The 4,977-nt window shown below is 59.8% G+C and carries 2 protein-coding genes; both read left to right on the plus strand.

The window, feature by feature from the left end; translation table 11 throughout:
* The first annotated feature begins 506 nt into the window (after positions 1–506).
* Positions 507–4,658 carry a glycosyltransferase gene (locus AC5JJ6_RS41195; protein ID WP_496047607.1) on the plus strand — a complete coding sequence of 1,384 codons (4,152 nt, stop codon included), beginning with the start codon at positions 507–509 and terminating at the stop codon, positions 4,656–4,658.
* Positions 4,655–4,977, plus strand: a 323-nt coding sequence (locus tag AC5JJ6_RS41200; protein ID WP_496047608.1) for a hypothetical protein, incomplete at its 3' end; no start/stop codon positions are given. The genes AC5JJ6_RS41195 and AC5JJ6_RS41200, both read left to right, overlap by 4 nt.

Genomic DNA, 4,977 nt, shown 5'->3' on the forward strand with positions numbered 1-4,977 from the left:
CGCCAGTCACAACCGATTCAGATGCCTCAAGCTGTTCCCGGATGGACACTGAGATATGAATACGTGCGACAGATCAGACTTTAACCCTTATGGTGTTACCTCGTTCATATGCCAATTTGTCAACGTGGGCGAACAATACGGCAGCTTACATCCAGATGTTTCGGCTGCCTGCCGGGCGTCGACCCCGTCGCTTGCCTGTGCTAGTGATTTTACTCGGTTTTGATGATTAGGGCTTGAGCAATTGCTAGTTGAGAGTTCGGCCATGTCGGCCCTAGTCGACCGGCGGCACCGGCGTCGCGCAAAGAGAAGGACGGGCGTCCTCCTAGGCTCGGCCAATATGTCAAGTAGTTGGGAGGCGCTGCGGACCGTGGGGATTTCGCCAATACACTTCAGCATCAAGATGCTGCTATAAATTTTTAATTATCTACCACTTAATGATGGTGGATTTGGTTCGTAGCAATATGGAAATGAAAACTACTCTATAACTGTAGTTGGAAAGAAGTAATATGGATACCGACGCTTTTGGAGCTCAGCGCAAGAGCTATGGCGGCCTTGCTCACTGGATGGCTGAGCTTGACGTCGGGCCCGAGGTCGACTGGGCGCCAGAGCATTTGGCATCCAGTGCTTGGCTTGAACACGTGCCCTTCGCTTTCTGGCTTATGCGAGCGCTACGACCGCGATGCTTGGTCGAGCTCGGGACTCACCATGGCGTCTCCTATGCCGCTTTTTGTCAAGCTGCGGAACGCTTGGCCTTGTCCACGCGGTGTCATGCCGTGGACACTTGGAAGGGTGATGTGCATGCAGGCTACTATGGGCAAGAAGTGTTCAACGCGATCAATGCGCTGAACGGACGTCGCTGGAATGCCTTTTCCTCTCTGCTGCGCATGACGTTCGACGAAGCGCGGGAGCACTTCGGAACGGAGGAAGTGGACCTGCTGCATATCGACGGTATGCATACCTACGATGCGGTGTCTGCTGATTTTGCCCGCTGGCGCGACACGCTCTCCGAACGGGGCGTGGTCTTGTTCCACGATACTAATGTACGTCAACAAAATTTTGGTGTCTGGCGCCTATGGCAGGAGCTGAAAAGCCATCATCCGCATTTCGAATTCGTACATGGCTACGGCCTCGGCGTCCTCGGTTTAGGTAAGATTATACCGAAGCCGCTCCAGGCGCTTTTTGCTGCTACTGCGGACTGCGAGGCTGAGGCGACCGTCCGGGGGCTGTTCGCTGCGCGCGGTGCAACAGTTCGCACCCGCTTTTTAGCTGACGAGGCCGAGGCTCAGGCAGCAGCGGCGATGCATACGGTAAAAGACATTGAAGCCGCCACTCAGGCCGAGCAGGCGCGGCTGCGGGCGGAAATGATACAGCTTACGGTCGCGCATGAGACAGAAGTGTCGCAGATCAAGGTCGCGCATGAGACAGAAGTATCGCAGCTCAAGGTCGCGCATGAGACAGAAGTGTCGCAGATCAAGGTCGCGCATGAGACAGAAGTGATCCAGATCAAGGTCGCGCATGAGACAGAAGTGTCGCAGCTCAAGGTCGCGCATGAGGCGGCAACGCGCGCGGCAGAAGATCGCCAGGCCGCCGCTCAGGCAGAGCAGGCGCGGTTGCTGACCAAGGTCACGCAGCAGTTGGCTGCAGCTACCAACGTTCGGGAGCAGCGTGACGCACTACTTGCCTCCTCTTCATGGCGAATCACGCGACCGCTGCGCATCGCAATCGGACTGTTGCGGGGCGACCAGAACTATCTATCGGCGTTGCGTCACCGGCTTGGGCGTCCCAATGCTCAACTGCCGGGTAATGCAGCGCCAATTCCGGCCAGATCTGCGAACAACTTTACTGAACTACCAGCCAAGTGGCCGGCCCGCTTCCGCGTCGTCTATGTCAGTGGCGAAGCGCACACACCTGGGCACCAGTATCGCGTGGTGCGCTACGCCGCAGCGGCCGAGGCTGCGGGCGCGGAGACCACCATCATGCGGCTTGAGGAAGTTACTAACCGACTTGACGAGGTCGCCGCGGCGCAAGCAGTGGTGCTCTGGCGGGCCGCCTGGGATGAAACTGTGGAACGGGTCATCAGTATGGCGCATCAGGTCGGCGCCCGAGTGATCTTTGACGTCGACGACCTAATGATTGATCCGGACTTGGCGAAGGTCGAGTTGATCGACGGCATCCGCAGCCAGTCCCTTACCGAAAAGATGGTGCGAGATCATTACGCGCGGGTCCGCCGGACGATGCAGCACGCGCACCTTTGCACGGTTACGACAGAGGAGCTCGCGCACTACGCCCGCCGCGCCTGGCTGCCGACGCTTGTACTACCCAATGGCTTCGATGATGCAACCCTGGCTGCCTCTCGGCGCGCTGCCCGACGACGGGCCGCAGCGCCACCGGACGGTCTGCTCCGCATCGGCTATGCCGGCGGCTCCCGCACGCATCAACGTGACTTCGCGCTCTGCGTCGCTTCAGTTGCCGGGGTACTGCGCCAGCGGCCGGAGGCGCGGCTCGTGCTGTTCCGAGAGGCAGCTCACAACACGTCCCTGGTTGATGTTAACGAGTTCCCCGAACTCGATGGCCTGCAGGCAAAGATAGAATGGCGTGAGCGCGTGCCGCTCGACCGCCTGCCAGAGGAGTTGGCCCGGTTCGATATTAATCTTGCCCCGCTCGAAATCGGCAATGCTTTTTGTGAAGCGAAAAGCGAGTTGAAGTTTTTTGAAGCGGCATTGGTCGACGTGGTCACCATTGCCTCTCCTACAGGCCCCTTTGCGCGGGCAATCCGCAATGGTGAAACCGGTTTTCTCGCCACTACGCCCGAGGAGTGGCGGGTGGCGCTGGAGCGGCTGCTAGACGATCCTACGGAGCGTGCGCGCATGGCGCACGCGGCGCGGCACGACGTTCTCTGGACATTCGGGCCGGAACGGCGGGCGGAGTTGATGGCGCTCGCTATAGATCATGTTCGTGGTGGGCGGCAGGCAGCGCATGCATTCGCACTCGGTTTGAACGCGCCGCAGCGGCCGGAGCTTCTGCCGAATATTCCTGCCCACCGTAAGGTTTTCGCCAGTGATCGGCTGGGCGACGCAGACGTTACAGTGGTGATTCCTCTGTACAACTACGCCCACTATATTGAAGAAGCGCTCGACTCCGTTGCACGCCAGAGCCTGACTGCACTAGATCTCATTGTCATTGACGATGCATCTACCGACGATAGCCTTACCGTCGCAGAACGCTGGGCAGGGCGGCACGCTGCTCGTTTTAATCGCGTACTGGTGCTGCAGAACCTTCGGAACGCGGGCCTCGGTCCTACTCGCAACCTTGGCTTCGATCAGGCCGAAACACCCTATGTCCTACCGCTTGATGCCGACAATCGCCTGCTACCAGATTGCCTTGAGCGCTGCCTCGCCGCCGCCAGCGCCAGCCGTGCGGCCTATGCCTACCCGGTCATTCGCCAGTTCGGTGCGGCGCGAGACGTTTTAGGCACATGGCCTTTCGACCCGTTGCGCTTCGTCGGCGGTAACTACGTTGATGCGATGGCGCTGGTAGCGACGTCCGCTTGGGCTCTAGTTGGCGGCTATCAGCACGTGCAATTTGGCTGGGAGGATTTTGAGTTTTGGTGCCGAATCGCCGAACGCGGCCTAGTCGGTGTGGCGGTGGGAGGTGAGCCAGCGGCAGAGTACCGTGTGCATGCTAGTTCCATGCTGCGCACCACGACGGAAGTCCTCGACAACAAGCGGCGTCTAGTGACCGACATGGAGACGCGCCATCCTTGGTTGGCCCTCACTGTCCCGTTCGAGGAGCGATGCGGGCAAGTAGACGCGCCTGCCGTCTTAGACGAGGGGCGGCTTGCCGCGCTACTGTCAATACTTCGCTGCCCCGAAACCGGCCAACCCCTGATGCGCGACGGCGAGGACGCTCTGCGCACTGCCGACGGCAGTAGGCGCTGGCCATTGGTCGCAGGACGACCGGTCCTGTTCCCAGCCCTTGGGGCGCCGCGCATCCATCCTGAGCATCATCTAAGTAACCCACTGCCGGCTCATATTACCGTCCGGATTCGGGCAACTAACGGGCTGGTGCTGAACCTTTCAGCTGGCGGCACGGCTGAGCGATTAGAAAACGTGGTGGAGGCCGAGGCCGCAATCTTTCGTCACACGGATTTGGTCGCGGATTCCCATCACCTACCTTTCGCCGACGAAAGCTTTGCGGGTGTCGTAGCATTGAATGCCTTCGAGCATTACGCTAGCCCGGAGCGAGCCGCCTCCGAAATCCGTCGTGTGCTGAAGCCGGGAGGATGGGTACTAATCCAGACTGCATTTTTGCAACCGGAGCACGAGGCGCCCTGGCATTTTTACAATTGTACCAAGCATGGCCTGCTGCGTTGGTTCAGCGGCTTCGAAACCGAAGCTGTTCATGTCTCGGAGAACTTTAACCCGGTCTATGCAATTTCTTGGCTGGCTTCAGAATGCGAAGCGGCCCTGCGGCGTGATGCGTCCGGAGGCGCGGCCGAGGCGTTCCAGGCGGCGCCGATTGGGCGCCTAGTCACCGCATGGCGCGATCCTGCGGCCCGAGGCGATCCAGTTTGGAAGGGTTTTGAGGCGCTAAGTCAGGCGAGCCAGGAGGCGATCTCCGCTGGCTTTGAGTACGTCGGGCGTCGGCCAGCGGCATGAGTGGCCGGAACGAAAGGCTACTTGCCGGACTGCAGCACAACGATCCGGTAATCGAGATCGGGCCGCTGCATGGTCCGATCGCACCCAAGGTCGCGGGCTGGAACACTACGGTAGTGGATCACGCTTCGCGCGCAGACCTGCTACGGAAGTACGACGGCCACCCAGGCGTTGATACGGCTAAGATTGAGGAAGTCGACATCGTCTGGCAGGGCGGCCCGTTGCATGAAGCCTTTCCCACCGAGCGGCACGGTACCTACCGCATGCTCCTAGAGCATTTCAGGTTTAGTCGAACGCGTAGCCTGAGTTGGCAAGGTAGTTC

The organism is Skermanella sp. (genome assembly GCF_059503625.1).

Excerpts from the sequence above, each read along its gene's own strand:
- AC5JJ6_RS41195 (WP_496047607.1), top strand. The coding sequence starts at position 507 with ATGGATACCGACGCTTTTGGAGCTCAGCGCAAGAGCTATGGCGGCCTT.